Origin of the sequence: Dialister hominis (assembly GCF_007164725.1) — a bacterium.
Classification (GTDB): Bacteria; Bacillota; Negativicutes; order Veillonellales; family Dialisteraceae; genus Dialister; species Dialister hominis.
In genome coordinates this window covers 1,805,823-1,820,279 of the sequence record NZ_AP019697.1, presented here as the reverse complement: position 1 = coordinate 1,820,279, position 14,457 = coordinate 1,805,823, and the positions used below count along the sequence as shown (strand labels likewise).

Sequence of the window (14,457 nt, the reverse complement as noted above, 5' to 3'; positions counted from 1 at the left end):
TTATCATAAAATATGGACGACCACCGGGAGCATCTCCCGGTGGTTCTGCCCGTGAAAGGAGTTCTCATGAAAAAGATTGGCGCAATTACAGTCGGGCAGGCACCCCGCGTAGATGTGACCCCGGATATAGAGCCGCTTCTCAGAGGAATTACCCTTGTTCAAAGAGGCGCTCTTGATGGAATGACGAAAGAGGAATTGAAAGCAATTGAACCGGAAGAGGGCGATTATGTTCTTGTATCCCGCCTTAAGGACGGGACTTCGGTCAAAATGGCTGAAAAGCATATTCTGCCTCGTATCCAGAAGATCATCACAGAGCTGAATGAGGAAGGCATGGAAGCTATCCTTATGCTCTGCACAGGGCAATTTCCTCATTTCGAATCCAAAGTGCCACTTTTCTATCCGCAGGTACTTCTTCAATACTTTGCGGAAGCGGTTATTGGTGAAAAGACACTGGGCGTATTGACACCTGATGAAAGCCAGTTCCCACAGTCCATCCAGAGATGGAAAGAAAATGGAGTGAAGAATGTTCTTGTCGAGGCAGTATCTCCGTATACGGAAGCGGACAAAGTTCCAGAGGCCGCAAAACGTCTGAAAGATAAAGGCGCAGACATGATTGTCCTTGACTGCATTGGCTATTCAGAGGCTATGAAGCAGGCGCTTCATGAAGCCGTAGATATTCCTGCCATTCTCGGGCGCACAGTGGCAGCACGTTTTATTGCAGAACTATATAACGAAGGAAAGGAGCTCTGACATGGAAAATTATCATTTCATTGATCCTCTTAAATTTTTATCTGAGGCGACATCCCCTTATCAGACGGTGATTAAGAGCGCAGAAATTTTGAAAGAAAATGGATTTGAAGAGCTGGAATTGGATCAGGATTGGAAGCTGGAACCCGGGACAGATTATTTTGTCAAGGTTTATGGCTCCACACTGGTTGCATTCCATTTTGGTAAAAATTTAAGAAGCCGTCTTCACCTGGGAGCCGCTCATACAGATTCTCCCTGTCTCAGGATCAAACCGAATGCGGAAACGACCACAAGAAACTATGGCAAACTCAATGTAGAAGTATATGGCGGTATGATCAGAAGCACCTGGATAGACAGGCCGCTTTCTCTTGCAGGAAAGATTGTTCTGAAGTCGAATGATCCTTATCATCCTAAGACCGTTTTCGTAGATGCACGCCGTCCGCTGATGGTAATTCCGCATCTGGCCATTCATATGAATCGTCAGATGAATGATGGGGAATCCTTCAATCAGCAGAAAGACATGCTTCCTTTGATTACAATGCTTGACGGGAATCGTTTGTCTGAACCATTCTTCATGAACTTCCTTGGAAGCGAGTTCAAGCTGCCGGTTGAAGATATCTTTTCTTATGAGCTGACTGTGTATCCCTGCGATCCGCCATGCCTCGTGGGCATTCATAATGAATTTATTTCAGGATCCCGTCTGGATAATCTGACATCCGTAATGGCCTGCCTGAATGGCATCATCAACGGAAGCAAGAAAGATGGTCTTCATGCAGTTGCACTTTTTGATAATGAAGAAGTAGGCAGCAAATCCAAACAGGGTGCTGCGTCAATGGTTCTGCCGGATATTCTGGAAAGGATCTATCTGAATCAGTGCTTTACGACAGAACAATATCTGGCGGATTTGGGGAAGGCATTCTTCTTCTCCCTGGATGTGGCACATGCGCTGCATCCCAATGTACCTGAGAAAAACGATATTACAAATTTCCCAGTTCTAAATGGCGGCGTGACACTTAAAATTGCCTGCTCTCAGTCTTATGCAGGCGATGCGGAGGCGATTGCCATTGCTAAGTCCCTGTGCAGCGGGCACAATATTCCCTGCCAGGTATTCCTGAATCGTTCCGATATTGCCGGCGGATTCACACTTGGACCTCTGCTTTCGGCAAATCTTCCAATCCGTACAATGGATATTGGTGTTACGGTTCTCGGAATGCATTCTGCACGTGAAACAATGGGCGCTGATGATCAGGATGCCATTAACAGGCTGATGACTGTTTTCTTTGAATAAATAAAAGCATAATTCATGCAATGTGAGAAGCTCGTGCTGTCTTGGCGCGGGCTTTTTGCACTGCATTCGGCGCCGCATCCATTCGTATTTCCTGGCCTTCTTTTTTCCTTTCCTTGCTATATGTGGTAGAATAGAAACAGATAGTATTCAAAAATTTAAATATATACGAAACAATGTATACAGAACAAATTTATAAGGAGATGGGCATCATAGAATTTCATCCGTTTCGCATAGAAGATAAGAAAATGATCGACGGATTCTTCCGCATTCACCATTATGAGCAGATCGACTGCACATTCAATACGCTTTTCATCTGGCAGAAGGCGCACGACACGTCCTGGGCTGTTCAGGATAATATTCTTTTCATCCGTGCAGGACATGGCAAGGACCTTTTCTTCCTTCCGCCATTTGCCAAGGAAGAAGAGGAATTCAAGCATGGCCTTGACCTGATTCATGAAGAACTCGATAAGCTGGGCATGCCTTTCCGCCTGAAGTCCGCATCCCGCTGGGTGACGGAACAGATCGAAAGACTGCTGCCGGGCAAGTATGATTTCATCGAAGACAGAGACAATGAGGAGTACGTGTACCGTACCGCTGACATGATCAGCCTGCCGGGCAAGAAGCTCCGCATGAAGAAGAATCACCTGAATGCATTCCTCCGTCAGTACGGCGGGGATTACACCTACGAATCGATCACGAAGGAAAACATGGAAGATGCGAAAGCGGGCATCCATGAATGGTTCGAACGTCATGGCGACATCGAGGAAGAAGAGGAAGCCATGAAGATCTGCTTTGACAACTGGGATGAACTGGGCGTCAAAGGCGCGATCATTCGTATTTACGGCAAGGTGGAAGCCTTCACCAATGGCGACCTTGTCAATGAAAGAATGGCGCATATTATTTTTGAAAAGGCAAATCCGAATATCAGGGGATTATATCAGGCGATCAACAGGGATTTCCTGATCCATGAATTTGCCGACACGGAATTCGTCAACCGCGAAGAAGACCTGGGCATCGAAGGCCTGCGTGAGGCGAAGATGGGCTACAACCCGGATCATCTGACTGAAAAGTTTGATGTCGTGCTGAAGAAATCATCTGACTGACCTGTTGACAAGGAGGAAAGATGAAAATCCGCAAATCTACACTCTCCGACGAGTCTGATGTAAAGGCGCTCTGGGGCTACTGCTTCGAACCGCCGACAGATCCGTTCTTTCAATGGTACTTCAAAGAGCTTGCCAAGCCGGAGGAAATCCTCGTAGGCGAGAACCAGGGCAGCATCGCATGCGACCTGCACCGCCGTCCTTATGACCTTTCCATCAGAGGGCTCCGCTATCCCGTCGACTACATCGTCGGCGTTGCGACCCATCCGGCAGCGCGCATGAGAGGATACGCCAAGGAACTCATCCGCGGCGAATTCCACCTCGCACTGAAAGAAGACAAGCCCTTCGTCATCCTGATGCCGTCGGCCGCTTCCTTCTACCTTCCGATGGGCTTTGGCTTCTATGCCCACCAGTGGGAAAGAAGCGCAGCACCTGAAAGGCTCGCAGCTCTGGGAAGAAGAGCTGAATCCTGCCGGACTCTCACGAGCTCCAATGACTGGAAAGACCTCGCTTCGATTTACAGAGAATACACAAAGAAGAGAAACGGCTGGGCTTACAGGGATGAAAAATCCTGGGAAAAGCACATCGATGCACAGCTTCTTGAAGGCTATATCGCTGTCACCTATGACAGAAAAGGCCCATCCGGATACCTTTTCTACACCCTGGACGACAGAAAAATGATCGCCTCTGAAATGGCATTCAAGAACGAAGCAGGACGCAAAGCGCTCTATGCCTTCATGGCAGGGCATCAGGGCTCCGTCGATACCTGCGTATGGTACGAACCGCTTGACGACCACTCCTTCCGTTACTGGCAGGACGGCGCCGAGCATACATATATCAAGAACCGCACATTCCCCTTCATGCTCGGACGCGTCATCGACCCTGTCATCGCCTTTGACGGCCTTCCCTGCAGCAAGGAAATCAAGGGAGAAATCGCATTCCAGCTCATCGACTCCTTCCTTCCTGAAAACAGCGGCATCTACGTCCTCCGCGCCGAGGACAGCAGAATCCATGCCCTGAAGGAAGACGTCTTCTACGATCTGAAATGCCACATCGAAGACATCTCAGGCCTCCGCCTGGGCTCCGTTCCCGATCCCGTATTCAGCATCGACGCAGGAAGCCTCGCCGAACTCTTCATGGGCGCAGCCGACCTCTCCGAACTCGTCGAAGCAGAAAGAGCGAAGATCCTTCTCTCTGACGATGAAGCAGCAGAAAAAGCGGTGGACCTCGCCGTAGCCATGCTCCCAAGAGAACGCAACTGGATCAACGAATGGTTCTAGTGAAATAAGAAATTTCATAGAGGAATCCCGAGATGAAATAAAAAAGACCACATTACTGGCTTTGTGCCAAATGTGGTCTTTTTGTGTGTCTATGTGTCTAATTAATATTATCTACATGGATTTCATCAATCAAATCCATAAAAGATTTTCCGTCAATGCATTTAACGTCCAGCATGGCCCGGGCTGTTTTTTCTCCAACCGGCCACCAGACAACATCATCCTCGGAAAAAGAAGGATCACGATGAAGAGGCGTGTGATACAGAACCTTAATCTCAGGCTTATTTTCGGGTGGTAACACTTGATACACTATATATTCCCATTCATTTTTTTCGTTGATGTCAGGCATGAGTACATAATTTTTTCCTGCATACGAGAAGTCTATCTCGTGCCCATATGCGAGAGTATCAATAAGTTCATCAAACGTAAGACCAAGGTTGCTCATATTAAACAACTCCTTTAAAGACAGATTTGTATTTTTCATACATTGATTGAAGAAATCTTTTCTTGTGAAAGATTATAATGCCTTTGCAATTTAAGGAGAATAACCTAAAAAGTTTTGATTAAAACTCATGTAATAAATCGTAGAGGATCATACATATGACAGAATCAGTCCTATCCCTGTGCTATAATTAAATTAACTTATATTAATCATGTCTTTATTTAATTCTTAGCTTTATTGAGATTATTGAGGATACCGTAATGAAAGATAAGATCGTTGTTCCATATGCTCCCATTCTCGTTGAATCAACCCGATCAGTCGGTTATTCATTTGAAGCGGCTGTTGCAGATATTATAGATAACAGTATCAGTGCTGGTGCACGTGAAGTGAATATAACTTTTGATTCAACAACCTCACCTTTTTTCTGTATTGCTGATGACGGATGCGGAATGACAGCGGATGAACTGGAAAATGCCATGAGATATGGGAGTCAGAGTTCATTGGAAACGCGTGGTAAGAATGATATGGGACGATTCGGGCTGGGGATGAAAATGGCTTCAATGTCCCAATGCAGAAAGATGACGGTTATCACGAAGAAGAGTGGAATCATCAGCGCGGCGAGTTGGGATTTGGACCACATAATTCAAAAAAATAATTGGGCTCTGAAAAGATTTTCTGAAAAAGAAATTAAAGGAATGTTAGGATATGATTATTTAAAGGATCATGATACGGGGACTGTGGTGGTTTGGCAGGAATTTGATTATCTTCGTACGGAATGCAGCGATTCAAGGAGAGATTTTGGGACGGCATTTCTTGAAAAGGTGAAGGCGGCCAGAGAACACGTCGCGCTCGTATTCCATCGTTTTATAAGGGGGAATGAGCCTGGTATAAAAAAAATCAGGATATTCTTCAATAATGATGAAGTAGAAGGGATCGACCCCTTTTTGGAAAATCATCCGGCGACCCAGCGATTAGCCGACTATCCGATACCTGTTGGTAATGAACAGATTTTGGTTAAACCATTCATCCTTCCAATTATCAGTAAATTAAGGAAAAAGGATATAGATGCATTGGGCGGAAAGGAATCTATCCGGCAGCGCCAGGGATTTTATGTCTATAGAAATAAACGATTAATTATATGGGGAACCTGGTTTAGAATTATCAGCCAAAGTGAAGTAGGAAAACTTGCCAGGATTCGTGTCGATATTCCTAATACATTAGATACTTTATGGGGAATTGATGTAAAAAAATCGAAAGCAAATATTCCGCATATGATCAGGGATAAGTTGCGAAACGTTATCGAAGATGCCATGGGGAAAAGTGAAAAGGTAATCAAATATAGAGGAAGAAATCCCAAAAAAGATGATGGCTTAATTCATACATGGGATGTATGTGATGACAGGGGAAAAATCCGATATCAGATTAATCGTAATATGCCGTCATTAAAAGCGCTTATGAACCATTTGGGTGAAGATGAGGCGGATGCTCTTGAAAATATGCTGAAAATGGTTGAAGAGGAATTTCCTTATCACGATGTATATTATCGTATGGCTAAAGAGAAAATGATAGACGATAAAGATAAAGATAATGAGAAGGAACTCTATAATAGGGCATTATCAATGGTTCATGATATGGAGAGCTGCGGCGAGGATATTCCTACTTTTATCGAGGCGATGAGACATATGGAACGTTTTGCGAAACATCCTGAAGTTATAAATAAAATAGCGGAGGTATATGGGGATGACTGATGCGCAGAAAGATGTTATGACAATTGTTCAGTATATGTTAGGTAAGGATGAAAATCCAACCGAGGAAAAGATAAAGGAAGAAGTGGATAAGTGCTCAGTCTCAGCGCTTATCCCAGGGGGATTGACTGATGGACAGAAACAAGAAGTAATAAGGGAGCTTCAGAAGATTTTTCAGATTCACATAGACAGAGGGACCTATGTCGTAGCAAAAGAGCATGCTCCATGGTATAGCTCCGCAAGAGCAGAAATTGATCCTAAGTTTTGGAATAGATACGAAAAATACCTTAAAATGAGTGGCTGGGTACTTCCGGTTATCAGGGAACTTAATTCAGCTACTAATGAGATGATGGACGAGCTTGGAAATCCTCAACAATCAGGGAATTTTCTTGTTAGAGGGTTATGCATTGGAGAAGTTCAATCAGGAAAAACGTCTAATTATATTGCTTTAATCAACAAAGCTGCTGATGCAGGATATAAAATTTTTATACTGCTTACGGGAAGTATAGAGAAATTAAGGTCACAAACACAGGAACGTATTGATTTAGGATTTATTGGCGCTGATAGCGTTTCGTCACCTAAAAGTGATCAGGTTTCGGGACACATAGGGGTTGGTTTATATGGATCAGATGCCCAGGTATGGACCGTAACGACGAGAGAACAAGATTTTAAGGCTTCAACGGCTAAAGCCATTATTGGCCAGCTTGATCAATTAAAATGTCCTGTCATTTTTGTTCTTAAGAAAAATAATAGGATATTAAATAATTTGGTAAAATGGCTTACCAGAAATAATAAATCAGCAAGTGGAAAGATTGAGCTTCCCATGCTGTTAATTGATGATGAGGCTGATAATGCATCAATTAACACTAAAACATCAGAAGATCCAACTGCGATAAATAAATCTATTCGAAAACTGCTTGAATTATTTTCTAAAACAAGTTATGTAGGGTTTACGGCTACGCCCTATGCCAATATTTTTATAGATCCAGATTCAGAAAAAGAGATGATTGGGGATGATCTTTTTCCTGAAAATTTTATTTATGCATTAACGACACCATCAAATTATATAGGCGCTAAATCCATGTTTCTTGATGAGGACGAGGTTGATGACGGCAGCTCTGTCGGTAAATACGCATGTATATTAAGAGATAATGATGACTGTGAAGAATATTTACCATTGAGACATAAAATCAATTTTCACCCGGTTAAAGAAGATATGCCAAAGAGCCTTAAATGTGCCATATTATCCTTCTTCCTGGCAAATGCTATAAGAGATATTCGTGGAGATACAAAGGCTCATCGTACAATGATGATAAACGTTTCAAAGTTTACGGATGTCCAGGATAGAGTAAAAAGACAGGTCTACAATTTTGTGGAAGACTATAAAAATGCAATAGAAAGCTATTACAAGATGGGGAAGCGTGCACTGGAACATGAAGAATTCCAAAATCTGAAAGAAGTTTATGAAGAGGAATTCCTGAATTTTCATGTAGATGGTGAAAAAAGTCGAATAACTTATTCTTGGGACACAATCCAAAAGAGACTCAAAGCGGCGGTAATTCCAATTCAGGTTGAGTCTATTCATAAAGGAAATGCCACAAAGAAACTGAATTATGATGAATATAAGGAAACAGGATTAAGACTGATTGCTGTTGGCGGACTCAGTCTGTCAAGAGGATTAACCCTTGAAGGACTTTGCACAAGTTATTTCTATAGAAATTCTAAGATGTATGACACCCTTATGCAGATGGGTCGTTGGTTTGGTTATAGGAACAACTATGATGATCTTTGCCGTGTGTGGATGTCTGATGAATCCAGAAATTGGTATTCACAAATTACTGTAGCCACCGAGGAACTGAGAAATAAGATCCTTGTAATGAGAGATCAAGGAAAGACTCCAAAAGATTTTGGCTTGTGTGTACGTCAGGACAAAACTGCATTAATGGTTACTGCCAGAAATAAAATGAGGACTGCTGGAGACTATGAGAGAACCATTGTAATCAGTGGCGAAGTTGTCGAAACTAAATACTTAAACACAGAATACATAGATGATAATCGGGACTTAACCGAGGACTTTATTAGAGAAATTTCTAGTCAATACGAAATGCAGCGAAATAATGATGATCTTGCTTTAGCCAATCCGCAGTTCCTTAATGTTCCAGCCGAAAAAGTAATACATTATCTGGGAAATTATAAAAGTGATTTAAGGAATATGGATTTTCAGACGGAAGAGCTTTGCAGAATAATCAAAGATTCAGAAAAAGAACTTGGGAAATGGGATATTGCAATCGCAACAGGCAGAAAAGCGAAATCTGATAAGTTAGCTAAGACTGATGCTGCGAAATCGGGTTCTACTACAATTCAGTTGGGAGGAATTGAACTATCTCCTGTACTCCGTGGCTTTGTCTACAAAGAAGATCAAAAAGTGATACAAGTTTCCGGAGCAAAGGCCCGCTTGGGAGATAAAGGGATGGCAAGAGCTGGATTAACTAAAGATATGCTTCAGTCTTTAGAGAGCAGCGGAAGGAAGCTGATAAGTGAAAAATCCTATTTTGACGAAGGTATTGAAAGAAATCCGATGTTAGTTATTTATCCGGTAGAACTTTACTCCAGAAATCGAGATAATGATACACCGGAAAAAATTGAGCTGATAGAAAATACGGAAGTACCGGTAATTGGTCTTAGCGTCGGCATTCCGTTCCTCAAAGGTCATACTCCTGTCAGACATAAATATAAAATTAATAAAACCATGCAGCGAATGATGCTGGAAGAAGATGGCGATTTGGATGATGATGATATTTCTGAGAACTACGAGGAAGATTAGGAGATGTATCGAAAATGAATGGGGAAAATATATTTAGTACTTTCACCAAAAATGATACCTGTTCACGTATTGACACTTGCCCTAATAGAAGTTTGTTCATTGGCTTAGATGAAAAAGGGCGTCCCATGCTGCTTTTGGTGACGCAGTATTCCCCAGAAGTTTTGAAATCTACAGGGGCTATTGATGTTACGGTAGGGCGGCGCAAAGATAAATTATGGGCACTTACCTTCTCACTGAACGAGCCGGATTTAATTGATGTTTTTTGCCAGTTTTGCATGGATATGGCGGAATCTTCGGCGCATATCAGCTCAGAAAGAAAGGCTGTTTCGTTTCTTGAAAAAAGATACGAGCAGTGGCTAAAAATTATGGCCTCAGGCAGAAAGACCAAGCTTTCAACTGAGAGAATAAAAGGCTTACTGGGAGAAATGAAATTTCTCCAAGACTTTATGATGCCAAAATATGGATTAAAAGATGCCGTACTGTCCTGGAGTGGACCTGATTTTGCTAAACAGGATTTTGTACTTGAAAATACTTGGTTTGAAGTGAAAACTGTATCAGCCGATGCAGAGGTTGTTAGTATATCTTCCATTGATCAGCTTGATACTGATGTCCCAGGCGAACTGGTGGTAATGAAAGTAAGTCCAACAGGGCCCAAAGATTCATCTGGCTGTACATTAAATGGACTATATAAAAGGATTTTAGTAAAGTTGGAGAACGATCCGGAACTCAGATTTTCGTTTAAGGGAAAGATGTTAGAGGCCGGATATTATCCGAATCCATATTATGATGGATGTGTATACCGTTTTGAACAGCAGAATCATTATGAGGTTAACTGCGATTTTCCAGCTATAAGGCGGAAAAATTTACCCAATGCAATTACAAAAGTGCAGTATCAGTTATCACTTTCGGCCATTGACAGATTCAGAAAAGGCGGGTCAGCGACATGAGTACAGAGGCACAAAGCGTTTATGATTTCAGGAACGGATTTTTACAGGATGTCCACTTAGATAGTGAGCAGAATGATTCAAATCCAAAGGAAGAGTTTTTGAATAAATATGTTCAAATCTTAATAGATGCCGAAGAGTTTACCGATTTCAATCTATTGCAATACGAAAGTACCGGCTCGCGAAATGCACGACTACAACTTGATGGGTATTATTATGATGAGCTGGAGGACTGCCTGGGTCTATTTCTGTGCCAGTTTGATGACAGCCCGCAGCCCAAAACTTTGAATGTGACTGATTCCAAAACACTTTTTGGAAGGATGAAGAATTTCGTTAGAGATTCAAGAAATGGCTTTATTCTAAAGAATGGGGAAGAAAGTTCTGCAGGGTACGGGCTGGCTTATGATATATCAAAACGGTACAGTACGGTATCAAAATTCAAATTTTATATTTTGACAGATATGATAATGAGTAGTCGAATCAAAGATATTCAGGGGGCTACTCTTGAAGATGCAGAAACAGAATATTTTATCTGGGATATCACCCGCCTGCAAGGATTAATTGAGTCAAAGTCGGGGAAAGAGGATATTGTTATCAATCTGGAAGATTTCGGCGTTGACGGGATTCCATGTCTGGAAGCCAGCAAAGGTGATGATTATACCGCGTATTTGTGCAACATTCCAGGCAAGGTACTGGCTGATATTTATAATAAATACGGTGGAAGGCTCCTGGAAGGGAATGTTCGGTCATTCCTGACTGCAAAAGGGAAAGTCAATAAGGGAATCCGCAATACCATACTTAATGAACCAGGTAAATTTTTTGCATATAACAATGGTATAGCCGCAACCGCATATAATATTTCAACACAACCAGGAACACACTCGCTTTTGATTACCGAAATTACCGGATTGCAGATAGTAAATGGCGGTCAGACGACAGCATCATTGGCTAATGCTATTATTGTCGATAAGGCAAGAGCCAACAATTTGGAAAATATATTTGTCCCGATGAAATTGTCTGTTGTAGATCCTGAAGATGCTGCGGTGTTGATTCCTGAAATTTCAAGATATGCCAATAGTCAGAATAAAGTTAGTGAAGCGGACTTCTTCTCTAACTCACCATTCCATATACGTATGGAAGAGATATCACGTCGTTTATTGGCACCTGCAGTAAACGGTAATCAATACAGAACACACTGGTATTATGAGCGCATACGTGGTCAGTACAAACAAGATCAGGCTAAAATGACTAAATCTGCTAAGGATAAGTTCCGCATGGAAAATCCTCCCAAACAAGTCATTACTAAGACGGATCTGTCTAAATACTATAATCTTTACCAAATGAAGCCGGATAAGGTTAGCTTAGGAGCACAGAAGAATTTTATACAGTTTGCGAATTGGGCTGCTGATGAATGGAAAAATCATGAAGCGGTTTTCAATGATGAATTTTATACAAAAATCATTTGCTTAGATATTTTGTTTAAGACCATTGATGACATAGTACGTCATGCACCTTGGTATAACTCCGGTTATAAAGCCCAAATTGATGCCTATACAATGGGCTGGCTCTTCTATTTGATTAAAGAGGAACATCCAGGGTATGTTTTAAATTTCAAAGATATTTGGTTAAAACAGAGTGTAAGCGCTCATTTAAGAACGCAGCTGCAGGAACTCTCGAGAATTGTGAATGATACATTGCTGGATCCGTCAAGAGGCGTAGACAATGTCACTGAATGGGCAAAGAGGGCTGCTTGCTGGGATGGATTAAAGGATAAGAAAGTTGGTCTTACACCAGAATTCGTGAGCGAACTCATTCCGGAAGAATTGGAAAAAGAGCGGAATAAAGCGGCTGAAAAAGAACAAAAAGAAATAAACAAGGCAACCGCACTGATTGATGTATATAACTACGGCACTGCTAACTGGAAAAAGGTTATGGATTGGGGAATAGCAAACCATATTTTCAATGACAGGGATATTAGTTTCCTGAAAATTGCTTCAACAAGTGGCAAGGTGCCTAGTGACAAGCAGGCAGTCAAAATTATGGAGGTTTTACAGAAAGCCAAAGAGGAAAGTTATCCGGACTGATATCGTGGAGACGCAGACATTATTAGGACTTTATTTCCACTTTCAGCCCTGGTATAATGAACCAGTGGTTAAAACATTGCAGAGGAGGTGATGTGATGAAATTTCTGGATTTGTTTGCCGGCGCTGGCGGATTATCGGAAGGCTTCGTTATGGCAGGATTTAGTCCTGCAGCTCATATTGAAATGGATAAGGCCGCTTGTTACACGCTGAAAACAAGAGCTGCCTATCATTGGCTTAAAGAGCAGGGCAGACTGGATATTTATCACGATTACCTTCATGGACGTATAGATCGAAATTCCTTTTATGCAAAAATACCGCAAGATGTTCTTGAGTCGGTCATGAATTATCAGATGTCCAAAGATAATTTAGAGGAAATATTTGACAAAATTGATGGACGTCTGGGAGACAATCGAATTAATCTGATTATAGGTGGACCGCCATGCCAGGCTTATTCTCTGGCGGGACGTTCCAGAGATGCCAATAATATGATTGGTGATGAAAGGAATTACCTGTATAAGATTTATGCAGAATTTTTGCGCAGATATAAACCAAAATATTTTCTCTTTGAAAATGTTCTGGGGCTTCTATCTGCCAAAGAACCTGATGGAACAAGACATTTTGATGCAATGTGCAGAACATTCAAAGAATGCGGCTATTCAGTCGAAACAAAAATTTTTCTTGCTTCTGATTATGGTGTTCTACAAAGCAGAAGACGTTTAATTCTGATAGGAAAACTCGGGGACGATCATGGCTTCTATCCATTAGTTCAACGTCATCCGACAGAGCAGGATGGAATCTGCGTCAGTGAAATATTTAACGACCTGCCTCCGCTTCACGCAAATGAAGGAACGCCGCTTCCTACTAAAACCAGACATTATGAAGGCAAATATCTGTATGATGCCGGAATTAAAGAAAAGGATGAGGAAGAAGTCACTCTTCACTATGCCAGATATGTCAATGATCATGATAAAGACATTTACCGCAGGGTTGTCGAGGCATGGAATCGAAATCAAACGCGCCTGAAATATACGGACCTTCCTAAAGAAATGTTGACTCATAAGAATACCACTTCTTTCCTGGACAGATTCAACGTCGTTGCAGATAATCTTTCATATGCACAGACGGTTGTCGCACATTTATCCAAGGACGGTCACTTCTTTATTCATCCGGACATTAAACAGAACCGGTCAATTACACCGCGTGAAGCAGCCAGATTGCAGACATTTCCTGATAATTTCCATTTTGAAACGTCGACGGGAAAGCCCGCATTTGGCCCAATCTTCCGGCAAATCGGGAATGCGGTACCTGTAAGACTTGCTTATTCCCTGGCTAAGGCAATTAATGAGTGCTTTGTGCATCCTGATTCATACCAAAGAGATTTTGATATTTATCATGAGAAGAAAGTAAAAGGAAACAAGGAAGAGGCACAAACTGAACTTCATTTTTAGTTATCAAGACCGGTCCTGCAAGGGCCGGTTTTTGCTATAGACACCTGCAAAAACGGGGGGGCGGACTCATTGGACGTCTTGACAAAAGAACAGCGGCATAAGAATATGACACATATTCGGAACCGTGACACTAAAGCAGAAATCCTATTACGAAAAGCACTTTGGCATAAGGGTGTCCGTTATAGAAAAAATGACAGGCGCTTGCCAGGAATACCTGATATTGCCATAACTAAAAGCCATATTGCAATCTTTGTTGACGGGGATTTTTGGCATGGAAGGAATTTGGAATCCCTGACGAATCACATTGACACGCATAAGGATTTTTGGAAAAGAAAATTAACAGGAAACGTCGAAAGGGATAAAGAGGTTAATGATAATTTAACGGAAATGGGATGGCTGGTTCTTCGCTTTTGGGAGACAGACATCAAGAAAGACCTGGAAGGATGCGTGTCAGAGGTGATGAAGTATATTCCGATTACTAATGACAGCAATCATCCCTGAATTTCCTCTATGCACTCCATGGTATAATAAAGGATATTATTTTCCTGTGGTAATGAG

Annotated in this window: 11 protein-coding genes; 10 read left to right on the top strand and 1 reads right to left on the bottom strand. The window is 42.0% G+C overall.

Going from position 1 to position 14,457, the window contains the following annotated elements:
• The first annotated feature begins 66 nt into the window (after nt 1–66).
• The 4 genes from Dia5BBH33_RS08425 to Dia5BBH33_RS08410 all read left to right on the top strand — a co-directional run bounded on the left by Dia5BBH33_RS08425 (nt 67) and on the right by Dia5BBH33_RS08410 (nt 4,415).
• Nucleotides 67–750 (top strand): AroM family protein, encoded by a 684-nt coding sequence (locus Dia5BBH33_RS08425; RefSeq protein WP_197710314.1) that lies wholly within the window; start codon nt 67–69, stop codon nt 748–750.
• A gap of 1 nt (nt 751) precedes the next feature.
• On the top strand, nt 752–2,035 hold the full coding sequence (locus Dia5BBH33_RS08420) for a M18 family aminopeptidase (RefSeq protein ID WP_143332772.1): 1,284 nt from the start codon (nt 752–754) through the stop codon (nt 2,033–2,035).
• A gap of 173 nt (nt 2,036–2,208) precedes the next feature.
• A complete protein-coding gene (locus Dia5BBH33_RS08415) occupies nt 2,209–3,138 on the top strand; it encodes a DUF2156 domain-containing protein (RefSeq protein ID WP_232518037.1) in 930 nt (309 codons plus the stop codon).
• A gap of 20 nt (nt 3,139–3,158) precedes the next feature.
• Nucleotides 3,159–4,415: a GNAT family N-acetyltransferase gene (locus Dia5BBH33_RS08410; protein ID WP_143332771.1), complete on the top strand. Its 1,257-nt coding sequence runs from the start codon at nt 3,159–3,161 to the stop codon at nt 4,413–4,415.
• A 97-nt stretch (nt 4,416–4,512) separates the two neighbouring features.
• On the opposite strand, the gene Dia5BBH33_RS08405 is transcribed toward Dia5BBH33_RS08410, so the two are convergent.
• Nucleotides 4,513–4,896, bottom strand: a complete 384-nt coding sequence (locus Dia5BBH33_RS08405; protein ID WP_143332770.1) for a hypothetical protein — start codon at nt 4,894–4,896, stop codon at nt 4,513–4,515.
• 218 nt (nt 4,897–5,114) lie between these two features.
• Between Dia5BBH33_RS08405 and Dia5BBH33_RS08400 the strand changes: the two genes are divergently transcribed.
• The 6 genes from Dia5BBH33_RS08400 (at nt 5,115) to Dia5BBH33_RS08375 (ending at nt 14,400) form a co-directional block, all read left to right on the top strand.
• On the top strand, nt 5,115–6,602 hold the full coding sequence (locus tag Dia5BBH33_RS08400; protein ID WP_143332769.1) for an ATP-binding protein: 1,488 nt from the start codon (nt 5,115–5,117) through the stop codon (nt 6,600–6,602).
• Nucleotides 6,595–9,423, top strand: a complete 2,829-nt coding sequence (locus Dia5BBH33_RS08395) for a Z1 domain-containing protein (protein WP_143332768.1) — start codon at nt 6,595–6,597, stop codon at nt 9,421–9,423. The genes Dia5BBH33_RS08400 and Dia5BBH33_RS08395 overlap by 8 nt, the downstream gene beginning before the upstream one ends.
• Before the next feature lie 14 nt (nt 9,424–9,437).
• Nucleotides 9,438–10,370 carry a PD-(D/E)XK motif protein gene (locus Dia5BBH33_RS08390; protein WP_143332767.1) on the top strand — a complete coding sequence of 311 codons (933 nt, stop codon included), beginning with the start codon at nt 9,438–9,440 and terminating at the stop codon, nt 10,368–10,370.
• Nucleotides 10,367–12,451 carry an AIPR family protein gene (locus Dia5BBH33_RS08385; RefSeq protein WP_143332766.1) on the top strand — a complete coding sequence of 695 codons (2,085 nt, stop codon included), beginning with the start codon at nt 10,367–10,369 and terminating at the stop codon, nt 12,449–12,451. The genes Dia5BBH33_RS08390 and Dia5BBH33_RS08385 overlap by 4 nt, the downstream gene beginning before the upstream one ends.
• A gap of 95 nt (nt 12,452–12,546) precedes the next feature.
• Nucleotides 12,547–13,899, top strand: a complete 1,353-nt coding sequence (locus Dia5BBH33_RS08380; protein WP_232518036.1) for a DNA cytosine methyltransferase — start codon at nt 12,547–12,549, stop codon at nt 13,897–13,899.
• A 78-nt stretch (nt 13,900–13,977) separates the two neighbouring features.
• Nucleotides 13,978–14,400 (top strand): very short patch repair endonuclease, encoded by a 423-nt coding sequence (locus Dia5BBH33_RS08375; protein ID WP_232518035.1) that lies wholly within the window; start codon nt 13,978–13,980, stop codon nt 14,398–14,400.
• Nucleotides 14,401–14,457 lie beyond the last annotated feature (57 nt).

Bases quoted from the DNA above. Each gene is read 5' to 3' on its own strand.
- Dia5BBH33_RS08425 (WP_197710314.1), top strand. From the start codon at position 67: ATGAAAAAGATTGGCGCAATTACAGTCGGGCAGGCACCCCGCGTAGAT.
- Dia5BBH33_RS08420 (WP_143332772.1), top strand. From the start codon at position 752: ATGGAAAATTATCATTTCATTGATCCTCTTAAATTTTTATCTGAGGCG.
- Dia5BBH33_RS08415 (WP_232518037.1), top strand. From the start codon at position 2,209: ATGTATACAGAACAAATTTATAAGGAGATGGGCATCATAGAATTTCAT.
- Dia5BBH33_RS08410 (WP_143332771.1), top strand. From the start codon at position 3,159: ATGAAAATCCGCAAATCTACACTCTCCGACGAGTCTGATGTAAAGGCG.
- Dia5BBH33_RS08405 (WP_143332770.1), bottom strand. From the start codon at position 4,896: ATGAAAAATACAAATCTGTCTTTAAAGGAGTTGTTTAATATGAGCAAC.
- Dia5BBH33_RS08400 (WP_143332769.1), top strand. From the start codon at position 5,115: ATGAAAGATAAGATCGTTGTTCCATATGCTCCCATTCTCGTTGAATCA.
- Dia5BBH33_RS08395 (WP_143332768.1), top strand. From the start codon at position 6,595: ATGACTGATGCGCAGAAAGATGTTATGACAATTGTTCAGTATATGTTA.
- Dia5BBH33_RS08390 (WP_143332767.1), top strand. From the start codon at position 9,438: ATGAATGGGGAAAATATATTTAGTACTTTCACCAAAAATGATACCTGT.
- Dia5BBH33_RS08385 (WP_143332766.1), top strand. From the start codon at position 10,367: ATGAGTACAGAGGCACAAAGCGTTTATGATTTCAGGAACGGATTTTTA.
- Dia5BBH33_RS08380 (WP_232518036.1), top strand. From the start codon at position 12,547: ATGAAATTTCTGGATTTGTTTGCCGGCGCTGGCGGATTATCGGAAGGC.